We start from the raw sequence: 21,486 nt of genomic DNA, 5'->3' as shown, positions 1-21,486 counted from the left end.
ATTTATGCTTGACATATGTATTTCAAATAAATTACAAGCTTATAAGCCATATATAAAAGTCTCGGTATACCACAAATAAAACTATATTTATAAAACACCGATTTTAATCCCGACTTTGTCATAGTCTGTTCTTTTGATATCTTAGTCGCTAATCGTATATCTCGACATTTTTATTTTTATCATAGTCCGCGTTTTATTATCTTGGTCTGTATTCAATCATCTTGTTCTGTGTATTGCGACTATGATATCTTTCTGTATTTCTGATATCTGCTTCTGGGCTTACCCGGTACGGTCATTTCTACCAAGCCCATCTCTATTGCCGGATTGAGATAATTTTTTCTGAAAGTAGGCTTATGTGTCATGCCAAGCCTAAGCATTATCTCATTTGTTGTAAGCACTTCATTACCAAGTACATTTACAAGCTTTTTTGCAAATGTATTCTCACTTGCAGGGTTGTTTGTACTAACAACGGTATTTTTACTGCCTCCTGATACTTCTCTGCCAACCGTCATTTTGGCATTACCTGTCATACTGCTACCTAAAGGCTTTTCCCGCTTTATACTATCTCCATTTGTAAATGAAGCATCGGATTCCATACCCCAAACCGGTATCTTCTCTTCAATCTGCGCTTTCTTTAATGCAAAAAGGATTGTCTCAAGAATAAATTCTATAAATTTATTACTTTCTCCCGGTCTTCCTATACTGTATGTAAGCTCCTTATATTCCTGTATCCTGTTATAAAGTTCATTCTCAACAGACATACAAAAGAAAATATCCTTCCACTTACAAAGCAAAAGATCCAGCCATAACCTTGAAAGAGGTCCGTTCCCTGCCGCAAAAGGCTGTAAAAGTTCAAATTCATGATATACTATTGCACATTTTATTACAGGATGCAGCTCCGCTCTTTTGTACCATTCAAATATATCCCTTACAGCTCCCGGAATAAATCTTGAAGGAATTGTATTACTTTCAAATATTCCGCTGTCGTTGTTTTCCGCCTTATCTTCTCTAAACTCAGTTGACTCTATAGCAAAACCGCTCAGTATCATCTTTTGCGCAAAGAACAAATCATTTATCGAATATGGATTTAATTTAAATGACATATCATACGCTTCATAGAGATTTTTTACAACTCTCATATCCTTATGATTATCAATAAAATTTTCTCCATATATAAAGCCTCTTATCTGTTCAAATGAAATATCACTTTCTTCCATTGCCAAGGAGGCATATACTTTTTTAATTATGTTTTCTTTACGAATAAGCGGATTCATCTTACCGGAAAAGACAACTCCGACCCTTCCGACTTCTTCACTTATCTCAGTCAATAAATTTATCATTCTATCGCTCATGTTAAAAAGCGGACTATACTCTCTCATAACCAACTCCATAAAACAAAGTTTTCACTTACTACTTATACTATATCTTATTTTTGCTTTTGTTCAAGTTTTATTCTTATTTTTTCAAGTAATATTTGAATTTTTTCTACCAAAACCGTCATATTTCTAAATAAAGATTCCGCAACAAAACCAAAAGTGAGCATAAGAAGAATACTTATACCTGAAAGGTCTGTAAGTGCAAACAACTTTCTAAGGAATATACCTGTAAATATGAGACCTGCAACATTTAAAAATATTATTATATATTTTCTCAGATCAAGCGGATAACTTATCTTGATCAAAATCATAAATCCGACTACCGACATAACCATGGTCGCAACAGTTCCGATACTGTCTGTGGATATTTCAAAAACCTCTCCAAATACTACAAGTGCAAATACCGCTATAACATCTGTCAAACCTCCAGGCAATGCTTTTATCAGCACGTTTTTAATAAAACTCCCCTTTATCCTATTCTTATTCGGCTCAAGAGCCAATAAAAATCCCGGTATCCCTATTGTAAACATGCTTACAAAGGAAATCTGAGCAGGCTCCAGCGGATATGTAAACATAAAAACTGCAGATAATACCGCTAAAAGCAACGAGAAAATATTTTTTACCAAAAACAGGCTTGCAGAGCGCTCTATATTATTGACAACTCTTCTACCCTCATATACCAGATCCGGCATATGTGCAAAGTCCGAATCAAGTAGCACAACCTGTGCGGCATGAGTGGCGGCTTCACTTCCTGATGCCATTGCCACACTGCAGTCCGCATCCTTCATCGCCAAAATATCATTTACACCGTCGCCTGTCATGGCAACAGTATGACCGTCTGCCTGTAAGGCTTTTACAAGCTTTTGCTTTTGTTTAGGTGTAACACGACCGAAGATCGTATAAAAAGATATTGCCTCCTGTATCTTTTTATCTGTATCAAGCAAAGTTGCATCAATATAATTTTCGGCATTTTCAATTCCTGCCCGAGAGGCAATTTGTGAAACGGTTAAAGGATTATCCCCTGAGATAACCTTTATACTTACACCTTGAGACTTAAAATAATTAAATGTATCTACAGCATTCTTTCGAACAGGATTTGCAAAAGCTATAAAACCTATAGGAGTTACTTTTCCTTTGATACCGTCTTCAATATCACTTCCGTCATACTTTGCAAAAAGTAAAACCCTACTTCCATTTTCGGTATAGGCCAAAATCTCATTTTCAAAAGATATAAAATTATCTTTTAAAATAATTTCCGGAGCACCAAGAATGTAGCATCCTTCTTCAAATGTAATACTTCCGTATTTAAGAGATGAAGAAAAAGGTAGTACCTTTACAGGAGCACCTACAGCCCCTTTAATTCCTTTCTTATTTGCATATTCTTTTAAAGCCTGCATAGTTGCATTATTATCTTTTGAAGCAAGAGCATATGAAAACAATAATTTTTCAAAATCCGAATAATCTATAGAACTGTTTGCACCTTTACATAAGAACACATCTTCCACTTTCATATCAGGTTCTGTAATCGTACCTGTTTTATCAACACAGAGCACATCAACTCTTGCCAAAGTCTCAATACTTTTCATATCATGAAGCAGTACTTTTTTTGTTGCAAGTTTCATAGTACTTAGGGCAAGCGCAACTGTGGTCAGCAAATACAATCCCTCAGGAATCATCCCCAGTACGGCGGCAACTGTTGAAGTTACACTTTTTCTAAGAGTATCCCCGTTTACATAAAAGCTTTGTAAAAATAAAACCGCACCTATAGGTATGATTACAATACCTACAGCCTTAACAATCAAATTGATATGCCTTATCATCTCCGATTGTTCTTTACTTTTCATAGTTTTTGCTTGTGTACTGAGTTTTGAAATATATGACTCATCTCCCACTTTCTCAAGTTTTGCATAGCATTCTCCGGATACTACAAAACTTCCCGATAAAAGCTTACTGCCTACAGCTTTTTCAATTTCATCAGACTCACCTGTAAGCAAAGATTCATTAACCTGAATACTTCCGGATATAACAATGGCGTCCGCACAGATTTGCTTGCCAGCTTTCAGAAGAATAATATCATCTTTTACCAACTCCTCAGACAATATATTTTGAAGTTCTCCGTCTCTTATCACGTCACTGTGAGGAGCACTTAAAAATTTCATCGTATCAAGTGTCTTTTTTGCACGCAACTCTTGTACTATACCTATAAGTGTATTTCCGATAATAACAGGTAGGAATGTAAGATTCCTAAACGAACCTACCATAATCAGTACTATGGAAATTATTAAAAATATCAGGTTAAAGTATGTACATACATTTGACAATACTATTTCCATAGTTGTTTTATCGGTTCCCATATTTAATTTATTTGTAAGACCCAATGCAATTCTTTGTTGCACTTCGCTATCTTTCAATCCGATAATTTTATTATCGACCTCTCTTATCTCATCCATAGTGTCAACTTAATTTTCTCTTTTCAATTCCCATCTGTAGTGACCGACTATTTCATCAGCCTTACTTTTCAGATATTTTTGTTCATATGCTCTTTGATATTTACTGCCGTGATGAATAATATATGGAATTCCATTTTTATCTCTTCTGTCGGATACTATTCCGATATGCTTTTTGAAAATAACAATATCTCCACCCTGCCACTCTTCTATCTCGGAAAGATCTGTAGTAAGACTTTTTGTATTGTTTTTAAAATACACCTGAAGATTTCTTACTCTGCGATAATCAATATTTTCATCAGGTGATTGTATGTCATAATTTTCCGGATGTTCATGTATATCCTTATCCACAAGTTTTTGTAAATCATATCCTGCACCGAAAAGTGCCGCAGCTACGACATCCGTACAAACACCATAACCGTCATTTGGTGTCCCACCTATATAGTATCTGCTCTCATACTTCGGTTTTGTCTGTATATACAAAAGAGCACTGTTTAATATATCACTCTGATCATCAATTCCGTCTTTATCCATATCAACACTGCTCTTAAACTGTTCTATATGCCTTTTATAAGCATCCTTAGGTCTCTTTACAGAAGTGCTTCTATGATAATGTCTTATAAATATCAGTAAAATCATTGCTGCAAGCAATATACCTGCAGCAATGATTTTAAAAATTTTCTTTGATTTCATTTATATACCTATACTATTCTAATTATTATGGCTGCAACAATTACCAGAAGCATCAGTATTATGGAAACTGATATAATTACGGCTTGTAATTTTCCTCTGTCTCTGTATTTATTTGAAATATACAAAATATCGATTAAATTTACCCCGGGTATGAATCGAAAAACCTTATGTCTGTTATATTTGTTGTTACTTAAACCATATTCATCTTTATAACAGCGGACCAGATAACCGGCCGCCAACATTCCCGGTGACAATAAAGCATAGTACAGCAATACTAATATCATCAAAAATATAATAAATATTATTCCAATAAATGGTGCCATAATAATTGTTGCCGGCACCACCATACATGCAATAAACAAAAAAAATTCGCACACAGCTACACCAAAAATACATATTGCACACAATAATGAAATCGGAAACATTGCATATCCGTAAAAAAGAGCTCCGTCAATACAATAATTTATATCCTCCCTTTTTATGGCTCTATTCACGCTTATGATTTGCAATATAAGCGGTATTAAAAGTAAGAAAAGATATACTATATGAGGTAAAATTTCAAATTCTTTTTTTACTGTAGTATTTAACTGAGATATAATAACATACGCCCATCTGTAAACCACTATATTATATATTATACCCAAAATCCAAGGAAAATGCTTTTGTGTAGATTCCTCATTTATAATACGGTCTTTTTCTAAGATAAAATCTTTTTCCATATCACTATATCTCCTTTTAAGAATTTTTATTTCTTAACATATTATATATAAAATAATACTTGCGGCTATAAATATGCCGGCAAAAACGGCTGTAATTATAGCCAACTTCTTTGCCCTGCTCCAATAATGTATCGAAATATATAATGCATCTATCAAATCAGCCACCGGAACAAACTGCAGGAGTATATGTAAAACGCATCTACCAAGCTTCATCTCTTTTTGTTTTCTACTGATAATTACAGTACCTACTGCCAAAACAAATCCCGGTAAAGCGGCTATAAAAGAGATTGCCAACATTATCGGTGAGAGTATAAAAGCCACCATAAGTATAAAAGGCGCCATCAAAAACATTACAGGAATAAAAAAAACCACTAATGAAACACTTATTCCACCCACAAATATAATAAGTGCCAGAAAAATAAAATACAATGTAGAAGGCAAAAGGGTATATTTATAAAATAAAAACCCGTTTATACAATAGTCTATATTCCCACTTCTTATCTCAGGCAACGCTCTGCTGATCTGAACTGTCAGAAGTGTTATAAACGCAATAAGAAATACTATATTAAACCCTAGAGATAGCCATTTATTTAAATTAAAGTACTTCATTCCGTAAACAACAAAACCGATCCACCCATACAATACCAAAATATAAAGTATTGATATTAGCCACGGATATTTTTCCATACTTTTATTCTCACTATCTACAGTCTCTTTGCTTATACTGATATCTTCTTCTACATTGTAATTTTCTCTATCACCCATAATATTACCTCAAGTTTATTTTTTTAGTCTAAATTTTTCACCCTCATATACTCTTATCGGATTGCCTCTTACTATCTCGGTATGCTTACTCCATGCATTGTTCTTACTTTGTTCAATTTGCGAAGTATTCTTATTTTTCAAAACAATTGCAAGTTTTCTAAGAGCATCCTTTTTATTCATAAGCTGACTTCGTTCTCTTGTTGAACTTATCCTTATTCCTGTAGGCACATGTATAACTCTTACTCCTGTTTCCACCTTGTTTACATTTTGACCTCCCGGTCCGCTTGCATGAAATTTCTCTACTATTATATCCGCTTCAGAGAAATTATCATCTACATTAACTGTTTCAGGAATAAGACTTACATCCACAAACCAGTTCTTTCTTTTATGCTCAGGCCTATAGCGACTTTTACAAATCCAAAGCATGGTACCTTCAAGATATGACAAATCCTCATCGGATGAAAGCATCACTGAATAAAAAGTTTCTTTTTCCTCTCCGTCCACATAACTTAAAATCTCTAAAGACGGAATTTCCTTCATTAAAGCTTTACATATACCGAACACAGCTCTTTGACATTCCACCGGGCCCATACCGGCACTTATTTGTAGAATCATTTTCTGTCCCCTCCCTTATAGTTATATATAGGAGTAAGAACATTTTCCACCTCTACGGTATCTTTTATAACTTCTTTTATATAGTCAATTCCTCTATATGCAAAAGGTGCTTCGTCCAAAGTATCCTTACTTATGCAGCTTGTATAGATACCCTTCATCTCTTTTTTGAACTCGGAAACCGTATGCGAAGAATTTACTTCTCCTCTTGAAAGTACTCTTCCGCTTCCATGCGGTGCCGAATTATTCCATTCTTCGTTTCCAAGTCCCCTGCCAAGTAAAACACCTTCCTTCATATTTACAGGAATTATTACCTTTTCATCCAACTTCGCTGAAATGGCACCCTTTCTTAATATAGGCTGATTTCCTGAAAAATCCACATAATTGTGAGAACATGAAATTTCTTCTATTGCCTTCCACTTCATCTTTTTTATAATCTCAGCAGCAATTATTTTTCTGTTTAATATCGCATACTCTTCCACGATTTTTAAATCATGTAAGTAATCTTCCATCAAATTACCGCTAAGGTAGGTCATTTCAAAAGGAATATCATTTATACCTTTGTCTTTCAGTTCATCCTGACCCGCTTTCATATAGTACTCAGCCACTTCTTTTCCAAGATGTCTGCTACCTGTATGCACTATAAGAAAAACTTCACCGTTCTTTGCTGTATCCAGCTCAATAAAATGATTTCCACCACCTAAAGTACCAAGACTAAGCAATGCTTTTTCAGATCTTATATGTGAAAAACATTTAAGATTACTTAAATCAATTCTGTCGGCATATGCATGTACATCTTTTCTTACAGCAAATCCGACCGGAACATTATCTCTGATTACGGTATCAAGCTTCATAAAATCATTTCTTATTTTTCCGAGTTTTACCGCAAGCATACCGCAACCGATATCTATTCCCACTAAAGAAGGTAAAATCTTTTTTCCCACAGTCATTGTAAGGCCTATAGGTCCTACCTTTCCGGGATGAACATCGGGCATTACCCTAATCTTTGCGCCCTGTGATACTTCATTATCACAAATCATTCTCACCTGAGACTTTGCCACTTCTTCTACCATGGATTTTTCCACAGTTTCATCACACATAATATACGCCTGTGCGTATTTTCCATTTAATTGTATCAAAATAAAAACCTCTGTCTTCTTCTGTTTCAAAGGCTTTATCGTTCATTCTCTAATAAAAAATTTAGAATAATAGACAGCGAACAACTATGCCTCTGTAGTTTATAGTTCCACTTATTGTATTATTCATTGTATTCCTCATAGTTATTCTCCTTTCGATCTCTATTATTTATTGTAACTCTAAAATTATATCATAACATTTTTAAAAACGCATCTTAACTTTCTTCTACATATATCTTTCGTGAAAATAACGCAACTATTATTGAAACCACACCAAATATAAGCTCTACATAAATTAAAGGTAAATGAAATCCGTTTAATATAACTATCAAAGTATCCGCCACAAAATGAATTAAAAGTGCTAAAGCAAACAAATATCTTTTCCCTTTAACACTTGACCATACAAGAACAGACAGTGATATCTGTAAAATAACAGCAAATATTCGCTCAACTATACCAAGTAAAAATATATATGGCGGTGACATAGTCAAGGTGTTTACCGTATCTTTAAGCTGTGTAAGATCATTCCCTCCTACATTGTCTAAAATAGTTGATATGAGTCCGCTGTTTATTGAAACTGAAAGAGCCAAACTGCCTATCATAGTCAATCCCAAAACAGATGCGGCCTCAATTCCGCCATGACCTGCACCATACATACATGCATTTATGCTTTTATCATTATTCTTTCTTAGAATAAGTCCGAATGCAATCAGTCTTCCCGTTTCTTCAAATATCGCAGCCATCAGTCCACCATACAATGCGTAAAGTATTACATTATTTTTTATAATATCACCGAACGGTAATCCGAAAACGATTCTGTGAACGGAACTTTCAAGAACCGTTACAAAGAAAATAAATACTATTACACCTATAAAAAATGGAGCAATATCCGCACGCTTTTTCTTCCTGAAATAAATAAAAAGTATAACCGGAATTGCAAATCCTACTATACAGGATATAACCATAAATACCATACTTAAAAAAGGAACTCTATCCATTGTTTACCTCCAATAAATTATTTTCCTATAAAGTTACTACCCAAAAACGGTCTAAGCCCCAAATCCACAATGAATATAATACCAAGAAATACGGTAAATATATTTACAGCTTTTTGATTTGATTTTTCAATACAAAATCTTATTGCAGGTTCTATCAGGTATATTATTATCAGTCCTCCAAGTCCGAATTTCACACTGCTCCACAGAGCAATCCTTCCTTCAAAATTACAGAAATAATTACTGTAGTCCCAAAGCCAGTCGCCCATTATCAGCTCCATAAAATAGCTACCGACAAGTTCAAGTATTGTAGTGATAAGCATAGTTGAAAGAAATACCAATACAAAAGATATATTTAATCTTCCTAAATGTATTTTCTTATTTCTTATCGGCATTAAAAGCGCAATCAATATGATTCCCCCGAAACCGTAAATCGGCAAATACGGACCGAATAAAAATCCACGATTTACATATCCGACATGCGTTTCCAAAAGTCCAACCAGCACTTCATAAATCCATCCAAGGAATGCACATGCCATAAACATAAGAAAGATATCTCTAAGTCTTTTTAATTTCATGTATTATCATCCTCCTTTTTTATATTGTATCCCAAAATTTCAAAAATTTCATTTAATTTATACATTGATTTTTCACATATATAGTTTATATTATTTTTGGCACAAAATATTCAAGCAAGTATTTTGCTTTAATAATATATTATATAGAAGAAAGAGAGATATAAAAATGAATTTTTTAGAAAAAATCAGACCTAAAGAAAAACTTAAATATTTAAGATGGTTTGATATCCTTATTGTTACCGGTATTATGTTCGGTATTTTTATAGTAACTTCAACACAACTTTTTATCGGCTTACTTCAGTCCGATCCACAGGCTATACAAGATTCAGCTGAATCTATGGATATTGCCTCGGACGGTGCGGCCTATACCGGCAATTTTAAATTGCAGGCGATACTTTTGATAATTGCGATATTGTACTTACTTATCAGAAACTTTGATTTTAAACAGTTGAAGATAAAATTACATTGGTCGGTAATTATTTGGGTGCCTGTTCTTTTCTCAATAATGGGTCTCTTCGGCGACCTTGTTACTACAGTGAGTGGCGACTACAACTATTTTGATCCTTCATTGCTTCAAGACATAAATCCGATGGAAGCATTAAATAAATTCCTGGCACTTTCACCGCTTGCAATCGGATATGCTTTTTTAAACGGATTTTATGAAGAATTTTTCTTTCTCGGTCTTTTGACCTCTGTAAAAGATGAACATAAATGGTATGTACTGGCTTTTTCAACCTTGGTCAGAGTATCATTCCACACCTATCAAGGACTTCTTTGGTCATTGGTAATAGGTGTTGTATATGGACTCTTCTACTATTTTATGTACAAGAAAGTAATAAAGAATCTTTTACCATTCTTTTTGATGCATGCAATGGCCGATATGTTCGGTTCATCACTGATATATTTGCTTATAAACTGGAATAATTAATAACAAAAGCCCTTAGGTATACTATCTACCTAAAGGCTTTTTCTTTATTTTCCAATAATATATTTTACAATATCAGGTAAAACTCCGACGTTTTGTTGCCAAATAGTATCTATCTGTGCTTCAGGTACAGGTGAAGTTCCTATTCCTACCTCAACAGTAACACTTGGAATACCATTCTCCCAATCAAGCCAGTCCTTAAAGCCTGTACCGAACTTTGAACCGTCAGCTTCCGGTGTCACAAGTCTGTATCCTGTATGAGACGCCACTATATCAGCCATCGCTTTATCCTTTGCCAAAACTTCTGCAGATGCATGTTGATTTGACCAATAAATAATCTGTCCCTGTGTATGATAGTTAAGCACGGCTGAAAAGTTCTCATTATTTACAAGTTTTATAAGGTCCTGTGTCTCACTTTCAGAACCTGCACTTGCTCCCTTATAATGCTCGTTTGAAGGCTTTTTCCTACTGTCGGCTCTTTGATCCCAGCCCCCTGTCGGGAAATTGTGGTTAATGTCTACACCGTTTAAATTATTCTTCCATTTATTTAAAAACCAGTTGTACTTGTCCTGATTTTCTTTAAGTCCCCACTCGGACCAATTGTCAATAATCTCCTGTAACTTCTTCTTTGACTCTTCCTTATTAAGTCCTGCCATACCGCTTTGTGAAATCGCAACTCCGTCCGGATTTAACATCGGAACGTACTGTATACAAACTTCATCCAGACTCTTATCTCCCTCCGCTCTCTTATCAAGCATCTCTTTAACCTGACGCATTACAACTGAAGCTGTAATATATTCTCTTGCATGAATAGCGCCTATTGCAAGAATCTTTTTTGAAGCCTCTCTGTTTCCTATTATTATTCTGTATATATTTCTTCCGTCAGGTGTTGTACCTATTGAATCCGATGTAACCCCCTCGTACTTTTGCTTAAACAGATTTATATCACCTTCCATCTTTTGATATGTATACATATCTGTACTCAAAAATGTAAAATCTGTACTCTGCGCCACACTCTGTGTCTGTGCAGCCTTATAACTTGCCGAACTGTGTCCTATTATTCCTGCAAAGGCAGGCATTACCTGTGTCAGTAAAATACATGCTGACAGTGTCATTGCTCCTAAAACATATCTCTTTTGCATATCTTCCTCCGTTGAAAAACTCTTTCACAACTATACAATATTTTGAAATAAATTAATAGTTACAAAAGATTGAACAGATATAGAAAATTTGTCGTAGTTTTGAAGATTATCCATTCATAAGTACCATATTATAATTATTTTTTACAATGTCTTGTGAATAAAATTTATCAATCCACTATGTTTCTAAATAAAAACAAGACGAATAAATCGGTATTATAATCGTTTTAGATGTAATAATTGTAACCAAAGGCAGTTAAAATCTGTATTCTTATTGTTAAATTATCTACTTTTTAGAAAAATATAGCATTTTATTTTCTTTTATGCTAGAATCAATCTATAGTAATTTACTAAAGATTAATAACTCGAAAGGAGTATTTTAAATATGGCAAAGAGACCGGACGAAAAGTATGGGCTTTTTATTAACGGAGAATTCAGAGATTCAAAAGACGGTAAGTTTTTTGATACATATTCTCCTGCAACCAAGGAAAAGATCGCAAGTGTGGCAGAGGCTACAAAGGAAGATGTAGATGATGCGGTAAATGCGGCATGGGCAGCTTTTGATTCATGGAAGAACCTTGATAAGATAAAGAGAGCTGAGATTCTTTTAAAGATTGCCGATGTTATAGACGCAAACAAAGAGGATCTTGCTTATATCGAGAGTCTTGACAACGGTAAGCCTCTTCGTGAGACATTAAATGTTGATATTCCGTTTGCAGCAGACCATTTCAGATATTTTGCTTCCGCTATTCGTACAGAAGAAGATACTTCAAACTTCCTTGATTCAAAGACACTATCTCTTGTATTCAGAGAGCCTATCGGTGTAGTTGGACAGATAGTTCCATGGAACTTCCCGTTCCTTATGGCGGCATGGAAGCTTGCACCTGTACTTGCATCAGGATGCTGTACAGTATTAAAGAGCAGCTCTTCTACTCCTCTTTCAATACTTGAGCTTGCAAAACTTGTAAAGGATATTATTCCTAAGGGTGTATTTAATGTTATCTCAGGCGCAGGAAGCAAGTCGGGACAGTATATCCTCGATCACAACGGATTTAGAAAGCTTGCCTTCACAGGTTCTACTGAGATAGGCTATTCAGTAGCAAAGGCAGCAGCTGAAAAACTTATACCGGCAACACTTGAGCTTGGTGGAAAATCAGCAAATATATTCTTTGACGACTGTGATCTTGACCTTGCCATTGACGGTGTTCAGCTTGGTATCCTCTTTAACCAGGGCCAGGTTTGCTGTGCAGGATCAAGAGTTTTTGTACAGGAAGGTATCTATGATGAGTTTGTAAAGAGAGCTGTAGATCAGTTTAACAAGATTGTTGTAGGAAATCCTCTTGATATTAATACTCAGATGGGTTCACAGATAAATGAAGGTCAGGTAGCAAAGATTCAGGCATGTGTAGACAGAGCTGTAGCTGACGGTGCTACTATTGCATGTGGTGGTTCACGCTATACAGAAGGTGAGCTTGCAAACGGATCATTCTACAAGCCTACACTTATAACAAATGTAACCAATGATTCTTATGCTGCACAGGAAGAAATATTCGGACCTGTAGCAGTTATCATAAAGTTTAAGACTGAAGATGAAGTAATCAAATATGCCAATGAAAGCGTATACGGTCTTGGCGGCGGTGTTTGGACCAAGGATCTTAACCGTGCATTCCGTGTTTCAAGAAGTATTGAAACAGGTAGAGTTTGGGTAAATACCTATAATGCAATCCCTGCAGGTGCTCCGTTTGGAGGATATAAGACATCAGGTATCGGTAGAGAAACACATAAGGTAATCCTTGATCACTATACACAGATGAAGAATATACTTATCAAGCTTGATGAAAATCCAAGCGGATTCTATCCAAAGAAGTAATATAAAGAAAAGTATTGTAAAGAAAAACTCTCATTCCGGCAAAACCGGTTTGAGAGTTTTTGTGTTTTTATACATGTATTACATTAGGGTTTCTACCCTTACTCAAATTTTCATGCCTTAAGTAATTTCCATATTTCATATTTGTTATTTTTAACATCACAATAGGGAATATAACAGACTTTACACAGTACAATACTAAAAGAGTAAAAAACATCTCAGGTTTTATCCTTATAGTAAGTATTTTTGTTGTATATCCTATATACAATACACTTACATTCATGACCACATTTAATAATGTAGTAAGTACCGGGAATACTATATCCACTTTAGTACGTGGTGAAAAAAACTTTACGACAAATAATGACAGTACTGAAATATTCGTAATACAAATAGGCTTATAATTATGTCTATATACTACCATAGTTTTTACATTATAAAATGAGCATTCATGTTGATATAAGCTGAATTCGTTTATCCATGTATATGTAATATTTGATATATCCTCCCATGGAACCGTCAAATCTATCTTTTTTAAATATATCCCGTCCTTTGAGATAACACATTTTGTCACAACAAATGAAAAAACAACAAACATTACAAGCCATACAATGTTCAGTATTGTACAAAGTTTTTTTGAATTAAATAAATGCCCTTCAAAATACATATCTTTGCCTTCACCTATGAAATAAATCACCATAGTGACAAAGATAAATATAAACAATATCCATCTATAATATATGCTGTGAAATTTTATACCCTTTCTCATATCATACCTCATTTGTACTTACAATGCATCCTTAGGACAACTCCTGACACATTCCATACATAGAATACACTCTGTGCCATTTTTTCTTTTTCTTGAATTGTCCGTCATATCAACATCCATAGGACATACCTTTTTACATTTATTACAGGAAATGCATTTATCTGTATCACATTTTATTCTGACCAAAGAGAAATAACTCATAGGCTTTAGAAAAACTGTTATCGGGCAGATATATTTGCAAAATGCTCTGTTATCTTCAAATATATAGGCAAGTGCTATACCTACTATATAATAGACTAAATTACCTATTATAAATGATACAAACATAATTCTATCAAGATTCTTTACCTTTGCAATAAAGAGTGTTGCAACAAAACCTAATGAAAGTAAAAACACTATATATCTTATCCACTCAATATTTTTTCTTTCATGCTTATGAATCTTATATGGCAAAAAATCCAGTATCATTGCCGTCCAACATGCATATCCACACCATCCTCTTCCAAATATGATCGGCCCAAATATCTTTGCCACCACATAGTGAATAGTTGCAGCCTCAAAAACTCCTGTAAAAAGATAGTACCAAAAACCTTCTATTTGCATATTTTCATTCTTTATGATTCCTAAATATATAAGTATATAAAGCCCTACAAGCAATTGTACCACTCTTCTTGCATACTTATATTCTTTTATAAACAAAAAAATACCAAATGATATTGATATTCCTATATAACTGAAATTAAAAAAATAAAATAAATTATCCAATGCCAACCAAAGCACGACAGCAATTGTTTCAAATATAGAAAACATCAGTATAGGCAGTAAGTACTTCTTCAAATTATTGTCCTCGATTCATTATATATCTTTCTAAAGTCTATAAATGCTTTGTTTTTATTTATAGTATATGTTAAAATTATATCACAAGGAGGGACGACATGAAAGTAATATTGAGCAGAAAGGGAATGGATAGCGAATCCGGAAGAGTGGCAAGTCCAATACTTCCTGACGGTACTTTACTATCACTCCCTATACCCGATCGAAAAAGCAAGAAAAAATACGAAGATATACAGTACAAAGGACAAAACTATAGAGATATTATAACTGAACTGCATCCGGATTTTGATTTTGAAAGTTATCCTACCTGTCACCTGGATCCTGATATATATGAAGGTATTGATAATAGACCAAGTGACTGGATACCTGCATTCGGACAGTGGGGAGTACCCGCTACACATCTTGACAAATCCGGTGTGGATGTAGGTGATCTCTTTCTTTTTTATGGAATGTTTAGAGAAACCGAGATAAAAAACGGAAAGCTTTCCTATGTGAAGGGATCTCCTATTCGTCATATTATATACGGATACTTGGAAATCGGTGAAGTTATAAAGGATGATATGAAAATTGCCGAAAAATACAATTGGCATCCGCACAGTATAGCACCTTTTTATACCAACAATCGTATATATCTTTCAAAGAAATGCTCTACCTTTCATTATAATGATGCACTGGTACTTACACAAAAAGAGCAGCCAAGCAGAAGTGTGTGGAAATTGCCTTCATTCTTTGCAGAAAAAGGAATAGCTATTTCCTGGCAGGGACATACCCACCCTATTATTAAAGGTGACTCATCCATATTAAAAACCGCATCACGTGGACAGGAGTTTGTTATAACAACAGATACAAAAGAGCAGGAAGAAAATCTTTCAGAATGGGTAAAAGAAATTATAAGCCATAAGTAATTTTTGTTCTTAATTCAAGCCGGTATTTAAACCCGGCTTTTTTATATATGCTATAAATATATTCTCATTTATTCATTATATCGAATAATGCCATTCACATATTGAAAAATTAAATCACTAAATATATTGAGGATTTACCTTATTTTTTATATAATTTATCTATACATTTTTTATTGAAATAGTGATATTTTATAAATAAGGAGAATTTCATTATGTTACGACTTCCTGATAACTTCGAGTCTTTTACAGATGCAAGAAAAGCCGGCTTTATGAAAATGAAGGAGCACAAGGACAATGGCGGAAAAATTGTGGGAACTTATTGCTCATTTGTTCCTACAGAGCTGATTATAGCGGCAGGTGCCATACCCGTATCTCTTTGTGCAACCAGCGAAGAGCCTATAAGTGCTGCAGAAGCGCATCTACCCTCAAATCTTTGTCCGTTGATAAAGGCAAGTTACGGTTTTGCTCTTACCGATACCTGCCCATATTTTTATTTTTCCGACTTTATAGTAGGTGAAACCACCTGTGATGGAAAAAAGAAAATGTTTGAGCTTATGAATGATTTGAAAGAAACCTATGTTATGCAACTTCCGTCTTCAAGAGATGAAATTGCTCTAAATATGTGGGAGGCGGAAATACATAAGTTTTGGAAAAAACTCGAAGATTTCTATGGTGTAACCATTACCGAGGAAGATGTTAAAAAAGCAATATTATTAAAAAATGCTGAAAGAGATCTGGTACTTGAATATCTTGAACTTGGAAAACTCAATCCATCTCCCATCTCAGGTTATGAAATCGGAACCAAACTTGATACACTTAGTTTTATACCAAGTATGGAAGAATGTTGTAAGCAGATACGACAAAGAATTGATGAAGTAAAGGCCGATTGGGAGGCAAATTATAAGGGTAAGGTAGCAAGAAAACCGAGAATATTGATAACAGGATGTCCAAACGGCGGCGTACGAGATAAAACCATTAAAGTTTTGGAGGAGCTTGGTGCGGATGTAGTTGCATTTGATAATTGCAGTACAAACAGAGAAAAGATTGAAAAGGTAGATACCACTCTACCTGTAGCAAGAGCTCTTGCAAAAAAATATCTCAATATCAATTGCTCCGTAATGAGTCCGAATGACAGCAGACTTGGCTTTATTACAGATATGGTAGATGAATATCAGGTAGATGGAGTGGTTGAAATAATACTTCAGGCATGCCATACCTTCTCTATAGAATCATTTAATGTTAAAAAGGCTGTAGTTGCCAAGGGTGTACCTTATCTGAAGATAGAAACAGATTATTCAAAGGCCGATGTCGGACAGATAAACACAAGACTTGAGGCATTCCTTGAAACTGTAGCTGTATAATGAGAGGATTAACTTAACAAATGGATAAAAGATATTATGTAGGTATAGATATAGGATCCACCGCCTCAAAGGTGGTAGTACTTGATGATGAAAAACTTGTCAAATCTTTTTGTATACCTACAGGCTGGAACAGTAAGGAAACTGCAAAAAATATTTTACAAAGGCTACAATATGACGGACTTTCTGAAAATATGAGCTGTGCCGCAACCGGATACGGAAGAATCTGCGTAGATTATGCGGATAAGGTTATAACAGAAATAACCTGCCATGCCAAAGGAGCCTATGCTCTGTTTGGAGTTGACGGAACCGTCATAGATATAGGCGGTCAGGATACAAAGATAATCAGCCTTGAAAACGGTATGGTACGAGACTTCCTAATGAATGATAAATGTGCGGCAGGTACAGGTAAATTTATAGAAGTCATGGCAAACAGACTGGGCACAGACTTTGAAGAGCTTTACGCTCTCGCCTCTATTGGTGATTCACTTTCTATAAGCTCTATGTGTACAGTATTTGCAGAATCGGAGGTTATCAGCTATATAGGGTCCGGTGAAAAAAGAGAAAATATAGCTGCCGGAGTAATAGATTCAGTAGCCAATAAGGTTATAAACCTCGCTCAAAAGCATGGTCTCCTAGGTGAAATCATGCTCACAGGCGGACTTAGCTACACACCATATTTTATAGAATTGATGTCACAAAAACTTGGGAAAAAGATTCATACACATCATCTAGGAAGATATGCCGGTGCTATAGGAGCCGCAATTTCTTTAAGACCGAAAAACAGTACTCCTATACAGTTCAAGTAAAAATACAAATGACTTTCTCATTTCACAAGGCTAAGCTTGTATATGTGAAAGTCATTTTAATATATTACCATTCATTTTTCTATAAACTTATTCCAAACCGATTTTTTGTTCTTTTTAAATGAATCTAATAATCCCATACCCCACCTTACATATCTCCAACCACAACTGTCTCTTCAAGAGTTGTAAGTATAATCTCAAGTATTAATTCTACAAAAGCATAACTGTCAGCTTCTTTGTCCGACTTTCCAAGTGAATCATAATAATCTTGTTGTCTGCTTCTTATCAACTCTTCAATTGGCAGCCAATAAAACAGTTCATTCCATTTACCAAGTAATAAGCTATGCCACATCCTTCCAATACGCCCATTTCCATCCGCAAAAGGATGAATAAACTCAAATTCATAATGAAAAATAGCACTTTTAATCAGCGGGTGCATTTCTGAATTTTTATACCATTCAAACAGTTCTTGAATTTGCATAGGTACAAATTTAGCAGGTGGAGCCATATGTACAACAACATCACCATCAAAAATTCCTACTCCACCACTTCTAAATGTTCCATTCTCAGGAATCAACCCTTCCATCATAACCCGATGTGCTTTGAGTAAATCTCTTACTGAATTAGGATCCAGTGAAAGCATTAACTCATATGTTTCATAAGCATTCTTAACTTCACGTATTTCATTAGGATTTCCCAAAATTCTCTTTCCATCAAGTATAGCAGTCACCTGTTCTAAAGAAAGTGAATTTTGTTCAATAGCAAGTGAAGAATGGATTGTTCTTATTCTATTTTCTTTTCTTAAATGTGGATTTAGCTTTCCATGTGAAAGTACTGTAATTCTTCCAACCTGTTCACTAATTGCAGCTACAAGATTTGTAATTCTGTCCGTCATATGAAACGGTGGTTTATATTCTCCCATTTTGTATTCCCTTTTAAACTTTTAATAAAAACTATAAAATTGCCTTTATACCCTTTGCACTGCGAAGAATTGTATCTGTGAAATGATTACCCGGATTTAATTCAAATATCACCTCGCTCCCAAGGTTCTTAAAATACTCTGAAAGCTCTCTTGTATTATCCTCTACAGTTTTTAATACAGGATTGCGTGTATTTGCCTCTTTATCCCCCAGAGAAAAATAGATTTTATCAGGTAACTTCCTACTATCATTTCTTTTACAGTATTCAATAAAGTCATGAAACCAAAGTGAGCCCGACATACTTGCCACTCTGTCAAATGCATCAGTTTTATACATAGCATAAACAGCAAAAAGACCTGCAAGTGAATATCCTGTTATTCCTGTAAATCCCGGTTCTCCATCTATCATCTCCTTTGCCTTTGGCAAAATGTCATCTATAAGCAATATAAGATACTCATCTGCACCGCCGCTAAAAGATTTTTCTTTAGAATAGATTGAAGGCATATACCATGGTGACATATCATGATTCCAATCAATATTTCCAATCACAAGTAAATTTAAAGAAGTGCAGTCCATATTCTGCAATGCTTGATATACATCTTCGCCATCACCTTCAAAAGTATTAAAAACAATCAAAGGAGCATTTGTATCAGATGACTTGTATAGGGTGATTTCTTTATTGTGCATATTAAATTTTTCTTTATTCAAGTCAATCATAATAAAAACATAATCCCCCATCAAACAATATTTAATCCAACCCTTTTGCTATCCTAATCAATTTATCCACATCTTCCTGAAGATCCAGAATATGCATTTTACGATGACAATTCGGACACAATGCACAGGTATTATCAATTGTGTCAGTTCCACCTCTACTGAGCCACACAAGATGATGATTTTCTAAAAACGGTTCTCCGTCCTTATCCTTAAATGGAGCAGGCTGTCCACATAACTGACATATTCCTGCCGCTCTTATCTTTGTATAAGCGGCAACCTTAGAATTTCTGATATAAATCATTCCCTCATAACTACGTCTATCTGCTTGACTATGTGACTCTTCCTCAGCTTGTCGCCTCAAGACTTCCACAGGAATCTTTTTTGCCTCTTGAATTTCTATTGTTAAATTGTTCCTCTCCTTTTCTAAAGAATAAGGTGCCAAGTCTATTACCTTATATATTCTTCTAAATACTCTGAAGTTTGGCTCAGACTTCTTTTCATCAAACTTATATACTCCAAGGAATCTATATTTACCATTTAAACATTTAAATGTAACTCTGATGTTACTGTTAACAATATCACTTAACCCTATCTTTCCGTCAGAGTCCTCTTCAATTATAGTATTTTCACCATCTACTAACGTATTTTTCCATCGTGTTTCTTTCTTATTATATCCAAATTTTGGTGCCCAAAAAGCAGTTCCTTTATTGTCTAATACAATAAAAGCCCTTTGAAATCCCTTGTAATTTTTCCCAAAGCATTTGTTAAGTATTTCGACAATTGTATCAAATTCTACCGTTTTATCTGCATCAAGCATTGAATATACAATGTTTGATCTGTATCCGTTATCAGTATTATTACTCATCTTAACCCTTCCACACCTATAATTTTATTCAATAAAGCATTTTAAACATTTAAATTACTAATTTCCCTTGTCAAAGATATCAGATAAATTTTTTACATATATCTGCATCTTATGTAAGCGTCGACATGAGTACACTATATAAAATCCTCAACCCCAATCAAACAATATACTCTGATGTACAGCTGCATCACCTTTATTGACATACTTTATTTCTTCCCCACCTCCTGTCACAAGTGCAGGGGCAAAGAAATATATCTCATTTAAAGGCAAAACTCCAAATTTATCTTTCGCCTCATCAAAAAGTTTACGCCTTAATATCTTTTCTTCAACCTCACTGTCAATAAGATATTCTACAAACTCCTCCACGGTATATGCCGCCACAGAAATATTTCTGTAGTGTATATCCAAAAAAGATATGTCATATTCGCCGTCACCGAGATTCCTGAAATAAAACAAATCTCCAAATCCTGTCATCATAAACGGAATTCGCGAATAGTCCTCTTTTCCGAGCCATTTATAAAAGATATCCATATAGTCTTCAGGATCTATAAGCTTTATAATGCCGTCCCCGTAGTTACCGAAACCATAATTTTCCATAAACCAAAGGATACTCTCAGCCACTCCGGCACTCCTGCAGGCACCTATTATATGCTCTGAAGGCTTTACAAGCTCCTTATCCGGCTTATACTTTTCTACAAACTTTTCCCAAACTGATTTCTTGTTCTTTTTAAATGAATCAAATATCCCCATATGATACCTCTCTAAATATAGTTTATCCGGCCAAGACAAAATGCTCCGCCTTCAAAACCCATTCCTTTTTTAACTCCCTAACAACGTAATCCACCATCAAACAATAAATATTTTTCATTTGCTATAAGTCTACCTGTCTCAAGTAAAATATCATAAGCAGCCTTATGTTGAATAGTCCATAAAAGCATTCTAAACTCCATAAACTCAATTAATAATATTACTAATTATACATTATCTGTTTTACAATTTATACTTTCACCTCTCTGTCTATAATAATAGCATTTTCTCACATATAATTAAATCTCAATTT

General features: G+C 34.6%; 22 protein-coding genes. 5 read left to right on the top strand and 17 right to left on the bottom strand.

The annotated features are described in order from the left end of the window. Positions 1–239: 239 nt before the first annotated feature. The 9 genes from HMPREF1495_RS02425 to HMPREF1495_RS02385 form a co-directional block, all read right to left on the bottom strand. Positions 240–1,379: a Fic family protein gene (locus tag HMPREF1495_RS02425; RefSeq protein WP_034211740.1), complete on the bottom strand. Its 1,140-nt coding sequence runs from the start codon at positions 1,377–1,379 to the stop codon at positions 240–242. Between the two features lie 47 nt (positions 1,380–1,426). Beyond that, positions 1,427–3,826, bottom strand: coding sequence for a cation-translocating P-type ATPase (locus tag HMPREF1495_RS02420; RefSeq protein ID WP_034211739.1), 2,400 nt, complete (start codon positions 3,824–3,826; stop codon positions 1,427–1,429). 9 nt (positions 3,827–3,835) lie between these two features. Then, positions 3,836–4,516 carry a DUF1287 domain-containing protein gene (locus HMPREF1495_RS02415; RefSeq protein ID WP_034211737.1) on the bottom strand — a complete coding sequence of 227 codons (681 nt, stop codon included), beginning with the start codon at positions 4,514–4,516 and terminating at the stop codon, positions 3,836–3,838. A gap of 8 nt (positions 4,517–4,524) precedes the next feature. After that, complete coding sequence (locus HMPREF1495_RS02410; RefSeq protein ID WP_034211736.1) at positions 4,525–5,235, bottom strand: hypothetical protein; 711 nt, start codon at positions 5,233–5,235, stop codon at positions 4,525–4,527. Positions 5,236–5,268: 33 nt separating this feature from the next. Then, positions 5,269–6,000, bottom strand: a complete 732-nt coding sequence (locus HMPREF1495_RS02405; protein ID WP_034211734.1) for a hypothetical protein — start codon at positions 5,998–6,000, stop codon at positions 5,269–5,271. 15 nt (positions 6,001–6,015) lie between these two features. After that, a complete protein-coding gene (prfH, locus tag HMPREF1495_RS02400) occupies positions 6,016–6,615 on the bottom strand; it encodes a peptide chain release factor H (protein ID WP_034211733.1) in 600 nt (199 codons plus the stop codon). Then, positions 6,612–7,712: an RtcB family protein gene (locus HMPREF1495_RS02395; protein WP_198013539.1), complete on the bottom strand. Its 1,101-nt coding sequence runs from the start codon at positions 7,710–7,712 to the stop codon at positions 6,612–6,614. The genes prfH and HMPREF1495_RS02395 overlap by 4 nt, the downstream gene beginning before the upstream one ends. Positions 7,713–7,963: 251 nt before the next feature. Continuing rightward, positions 7,964–8,746 (bottom strand): YhfC family intramembrane metalloprotease, encoded by a 783-nt coding sequence (locus HMPREF1495_RS02390; protein ID WP_034211730.1) that lies wholly within the window; start codon positions 8,744–8,746, stop codon positions 7,964–7,966. 17 nt (positions 8,747–8,763) lie between these two features. Further along, a complete protein-coding gene (locus HMPREF1495_RS02385) occupies positions 8,764–9,321 on the bottom strand; it encodes a putative ABC transporter permease (RefSeq protein ID WP_034211729.1) in 558 nt (185 codons plus the stop codon). A 166-nt stretch (positions 9,322–9,487) separates the two neighbouring features. On the opposite strand from HMPREF1495_RS02385, the gene HMPREF1495_RS02380 reads away from it, so the two are divergent. After that, the gene (locus tag HMPREF1495_RS02380; RefSeq protein ID WP_034211728.1) at positions 9,488–10,249 is read left to right on the top strand and encodes a CPBP family intramembrane glutamic endopeptidase; all 762 of its coding nucleotides are present in this window, start codon (positions 9,488–9,490) and stop codon (positions 10,247–10,249) included. A 44-nt stretch (positions 10,250–10,293) separates the two neighbouring features. On the opposite strand, the gene HMPREF1495_RS02375 is transcribed toward HMPREF1495_RS02380, so the two are convergent. Continuing rightward, complete coding sequence (locus HMPREF1495_RS02375) at positions 10,294–11,388, bottom strand: M14 family zinc carboxypeptidase (protein ID WP_034211727.1); 1,095 nt, start codon at positions 11,386–11,388, stop codon at positions 10,294–10,296. A 382-nt stretch (positions 11,389–11,770) separates the two neighbouring features. On the opposite strand from HMPREF1495_RS02375, the gene HMPREF1495_RS02370 reads away from it, so the two are divergent. Beyond that, the gene (locus tag HMPREF1495_RS02370) at positions 11,771–13,255 is read left to right on the top strand and encodes an aldehyde dehydrogenase family protein (RefSeq protein WP_034211726.1); all 1,485 of its coding nucleotides are present in this window, start codon (positions 11,771–11,773) and stop codon (positions 13,253–13,255) included. A gap of 67 nt (positions 13,256–13,322) precedes the next feature. Here HMPREF1495_RS02370 and HMPREF1495_RS02365 read toward each other — a convergent pair whose 3' ends face one another. Together HMPREF1495_RS02365 and HMPREF1495_RS02360 are read right to left on the bottom strand one after the other, a co-directional pair. Further along, positions 13,323–14,021 carry a hypothetical protein gene (locus tag HMPREF1495_RS02365; RefSeq protein ID WP_034211747.1) on the bottom strand — a complete coding sequence of 233 codons (699 nt, stop codon included), beginning with the start codon at positions 14,019–14,021 and terminating at the stop codon, positions 13,323–13,325. Between the two features lie 18 nt (positions 14,022–14,039). Next, entirely contained in the window at positions 14,040–14,831 is a 792-nt protein-coding gene (locus HMPREF1495_RS02360; protein ID WP_051402798.1) for a 4Fe-4S binding protein, read from the bottom strand. 125 nt (positions 14,832–14,956) lie between these two features. Here HMPREF1495_RS02360 and HMPREF1495_RS02355 point away from each other — a divergent pair, with 125 nt between their 5' ends. From HMPREF1495_RS02355 to HMPREF1495_RS02345, 3 genes are all read left to right on the top strand, one after another. Continuing rightward, positions 14,957–15,760, top strand: a complete 804-nt coding sequence (locus HMPREF1495_RS02355) for a hypothetical protein (protein ID WP_034211723.1) — start codon at positions 14,957–14,959, stop codon at positions 15,758–15,760. Positions 15,761–15,972: 212 nt separating this feature from the next. Beyond that, positions 15,973–17,121, top strand: coding sequence for a double-cubane-cluster-containing anaerobic reductase (locus tag HMPREF1495_RS02350; RefSeq protein ID WP_034211722.1), 1,149 nt, complete (start codon positions 15,973–15,975; stop codon positions 17,119–17,121). A 20-nt stretch (positions 17,122–17,141) separates the two neighbouring features. Further along, a complete protein-coding gene (locus HMPREF1495_RS02345; protein WP_034211721.1) occupies positions 17,142–17,927 on the top strand; it encodes an acyl-CoA dehydratase activase in 786 nt (261 codons plus the stop codon). Positions 17,928–18,072: 145 nt separating this feature from the next. Here HMPREF1495_RS02345 and HMPREF1495_RS02340 read toward each other — a convergent pair whose 3' ends face one another. The 5 genes from HMPREF1495_RS02340 to HMPREF1495_RS13970 all read right to left on the bottom strand — a co-directional run bounded on the left by HMPREF1495_RS02340 (position 18,073) and on the right by HMPREF1495_RS13970 (position 21,364). Further along, on the bottom strand, positions 18,073–18,846 hold the full coding sequence (locus HMPREF1495_RS02340) for a Fic family protein (RefSeq protein WP_034211720.1): 774 nt from the start codon (positions 18,844–18,846) through the stop codon (positions 18,073–18,075). A gap of 31 nt (positions 18,847–18,877) precedes the next feature. After that, complete coding sequence (locus HMPREF1495_RS02335) at positions 18,878–19,561, bottom strand: alpha/beta hydrolase (RefSeq protein WP_242832835.1); 684 nt, start codon at positions 19,559–19,561, stop codon at positions 18,878–18,880. A gap of 31 nt (positions 19,562–19,592) precedes the next feature. Further along, entirely contained in the window at positions 19,593–20,426 is an 834-nt protein-coding gene (locus HMPREF1495_RS02330; protein ID WP_034211713.1) for an HNH endonuclease, read from the bottom strand. Between the two features lie 147 nt (positions 20,427–20,573). Next, a complete protein-coding gene (locus HMPREF1495_RS02325) occupies positions 20,574–21,176 on the bottom strand; it encodes a T6SS immunity protein Tdi1 domain-containing protein (RefSeq protein ID WP_034211712.1) in 603 nt (200 codons plus the stop codon). A 77-nt stretch (positions 21,177–21,253) separates the two neighbouring features. Beyond that, positions 21,254–21,364, bottom strand: a complete 111-nt coding sequence (locus HMPREF1495_RS13970; RefSeq protein ID WP_242832834.1) for a DUF3841 domain-containing protein — start codon at positions 21,362–21,364, stop codon at positions 21,254–21,256. Between the last annotated feature and the right edge of the window lie 122 nt (positions 21,365–21,486).

Origin of the sequence: Lachnoanaerobaculum sp. MSX33 (genome assembly GCF_000512995.1) — a bacterium.
Lineage (GTDB): Bacteria > Bacillota > Clostridia > Lachnospirales > Lachnospiraceae > Lachnoanaerobaculum.
This window is presented reverse-complemented; position numbering and strand designations above follow the sequence as displayed.